Raw genomic sequence first — 2,680 nt, 5'->3', positions numbered from 1 at the left:
CGTCGCGCTGGTCGCCGAGCGGTCTCGCGTCGCGACGGTCGCCGGCTTCGAGCACGCGGCCCGCCTTGAGGGTGTGTTGCTGCTCGGCGGCGGCGCGGGTGCCGACCCGGGTACCGCCCTGCGCGACGCGGCTCGACCTGGGCTGCTCGAGCTGGCGGGCCGCGGAGAGCTGGAGGTGGTGCTCGGTCCTTCCTTCCCGCTGCGGGAGGCGGCGGCGGCACTCGCCCTCGTCGAGTCGGGCCGCGCGGGCGGCAAGGTGGTGCTGCTCCCCTGAGCGCCCAGCCGAATCCGAGCGCCCAGCCGAATCCGAGCGCCCAGCCGAATCCGAGCGCCGAGCCGAACTCCGAACCCCGCGCGAGCGCGGGTCTCTCCTCCCTCGATCTCCGGGCCGACGGACCCTTCGACGCGGCCGGCGCCGCGAGCCTCGTGCGCAACCACGCCCTCCCCGGAGTGGAGCGTGTCGGTGACGACGGCCGGAGCCTGGAGCGCCTGCTCACGGTCGCGGGTGCCCTGCACCCAGTGGCGCTCGCCATCACCGAGACGGGCGTCCGGTTCGAGGCGGAGACCGTCGTGATCGAGCCCGCGGCGGCGATCGTCCGCGCCTGGTTCGACCTCGACTCTGACGTGGTCGCGATCGGCCGGCAGCTCTCGCGCGACCCGCTGCTCGCGCGCTCGGTCGCCGAGCGGCCCGGGCTCCGTGCGACGCAGTACCCGGAGGCGTTCGAAGCCGCCGTGATGGCGGTCCTCGGGCAGCAGGTCTCCGTCGCTGCGGCACGCACCTTCGGTGCTCGGACGGTTGCCGCGTTCGGCACCCGCGGCGCGCGCGGACTGCTGGCCTTCCCGACTCCTGCGGCCCTGCTCGCGCCGGAACTCGAGGAGCTGCGCTCGGCCATCGGCGTCACCAGCGCCCGAGCTCGGACGGTGCGTGCCCTCGCCCGTGCCGTCGCCGACGGGCTCGTGCTCGACGGCGCAGGCGATCTGCGCGAGCAGCGGCGCCTCCTCCTCGCCCTCCCCGGGATCGGACCGTGGACGGCCGACTACCTCGCCCTGCGGCTGCTCGGCGATCCGGACGCCTTCCCGGCCGGCGACCTGGTGCTGCGCAGGGCGCTCGGCCGTGTGAGCACCGCGGAGGCGGAGGCAGCCTCGCAGGCCTGGCGTCCGCACCGGGCGCATGCGGCGTTCCACCTCTGGGCGAGCACCGGAGCGGTCTGAGCTGCGGATGCGCGTCGCCGAGATCGAGACGTCCGTGCGGCCTGCTCACCGGAGGCATCGGCGCTCCCGACCTCGGGGGCGCGCGGACTACGTCAGGTACTCGACGTCGTCGTACAGGATCGGCGCGTCCTCGGCGTTCGGATCCTCCGCCGGGACGTCCTCGTGCTCGAGGATGACGGCGACGCCGGGTGAGACCAGTACGCAGACCTCGCGTTCGCCCGCGACGGTGAAGCTCACCATGTCGCCGCGGTTGCGCACGGCCTCGACCAGGCGCTTCTCGAGCTCGTCCGTGTCGAGGGACACGGCCAACAGGAACTGGCGTCCGTCGATGCTCAGCGTCGTGCGGCGGATCGTCGCCTCCGGCTCCGGAGGCGCCCCACGGCCACTGCGGCCCGGCGTGACCGCCTTGACCCGGAGTGACGACGCGTGCATCCGGACGACCGCGTTCACGACGGCTCCGGCCGCGACTCGTGGTGACGGCGGCCGGCCGTGCGTCGGTCCTCCTTCAGCTCGGACTCGAACAGGTGGCGCCGGCCGCCGGCGAGGGCCTCGCGGGCGGCGCGCTCCTGCTCGCGGAAGACGCTGTAGTAGGAGTCGTCGTAGTCCTCGACGATCTGGAAGGTCCACCGGCCCTCGATCACGTTCCGGCCGACGAGTTCGGTGTCGATCCGTTCGGCGATCTCGGAGTGGCCCGCCTCCCGCAGTGCCTCGACGGCCTCGCCGAGGGCGAGATCGGCGGCACCGGTGAGGCGGTGGAAGCCGTAGAGCAGACCTCGAGCGTGCTCGACCGTCTCGAGTGCCTCCGAGAGCTTCCCGAGCGCCGCCACGGAGGCGTCGTCGAGACCCTCCGGGCGCAGGTGCGCGGAGTCGGGGTGGTCGTGTGAGCTGCTCATCTCGGAGAGCCTAAGCCGACGTCACTCCCCTGTGACCCCCTTGCGCCACCACCCGGAATGGTTCCTGCCCTCGGCGCGAGGTGCGTCGCCCGCACGTCGCTGAGCTGTCCGTCGGCCGCCAGAGCAGTGAAGACGGTGCAGGTCGGCTGGCGCCGCCGATCGGTCGGCGAGCCCGGGTTCAGCAGGCGCAGGCCGGCGGGCGAGACCGTGTCCCACGGAATGTGGCTGTGCCCGAAGACGAGTACGTCGGCCCCGGGGAAGGTGGCGTCGGCGCGCGCCTCCCGACCCGCCGCCCCGCCCGTCTCGTGCACGACGCGCATGTCGAGGCCGGCGATCAGCGCCCGTGCGACCTCCGGCAACCGCGCGCGCACCGGCTCCGGATCGTTGTTGCCCCACACGGCGAGGAGCCGCGCGGCGCGCGCCTCCAGCGCGTCGAGCGCCGCCTCGTCGACCCAGTCGCCCGCGTGCACGACCAGATCGGCCTCGTCGACGGCGCGCCAGACGCCTCCGGGAGGTCCTTCGCGCGGGTCGGCAGATGGGGTGTCTGCGAGCAGGAGGAGGCGGACCGGCCCGTC

General features: G+C 74.1%; 5 protein-coding genes. 2 read left to right on the top strand and 3 right to left on the bottom strand.

Annotation, left to right across the window (positions count from 1 at the left end; translation table 11 throughout):
- Positions 1-274: zinc-binding dehydrogenase (locus ACH61_RS14940; protein WP_153038929.1), on the top strand; the 274-nt coding region annotated here is incomplete at its 5' end.
- Positions 271-1,212 (top strand): DNA-3-methyladenine glycosylase family protein, encoded by a 942-nt coding sequence (locus tag ACH61_RS14935; RefSeq protein WP_082845310.1) that lies wholly within the window; start codon positions 271-273, stop codon positions 1,210-1,212. The genes ACH61_RS14940 and ACH61_RS14935, both read left to right, overlap by 4 nt.
- An 87-nt stretch (positions 1,213-1,299) precedes the next feature.
- On the opposite strand, the gene ACH61_RS14930 is transcribed toward ACH61_RS14935, so the two are convergent.
- The 3 genes from ACH61_RS14930 to ACH61_RS14920 form a co-directional block, all read right to left on the bottom strand.
- Complete coding sequence (locus tag ACH61_RS14930) at positions 1,300-1,662, bottom strand: hypothetical protein (protein WP_068213571.1); 363 nt, start codon at positions 1,660-1,662, stop codon at positions 1,300-1,302.
- The gene (locus ACH61_RS14925) at positions 1,659-2,105 is read right to left on the bottom strand and encodes a hypothetical protein (protein WP_068213562.1); all 447 of its coding nucleotides are present in this window, start codon (positions 2,103-2,105) and stop codon (positions 1,659-1,661) included. Before ACH61_RS14925 ends, ACH61_RS14930 begins: the two co-directional genes overlap by 4 nt.
- On the bottom strand, positions 2,102-2,680 hold a 579-nt coding region (locus ACH61_RS14920), incomplete at its 5' end, for a metallophosphoesterase family protein (protein ID WP_413784043.1). The genes ACH61_RS14925 and ACH61_RS14920, both read right to left, overlap by 4 nt.

The organism is Rathayibacter tanaceti (assembly GCF_001634385.1).
Lineage (GTDB): Bacteria > Actinomycetota > Actinomycetes > Actinomycetales > Microbacteriaceae > Rathayibacter > Rathayibacter tanaceti.
Note: the sequence above shows the minus strand (reverse complement) of the source record. Positions and strands in the feature narration are given on the sequence as shown.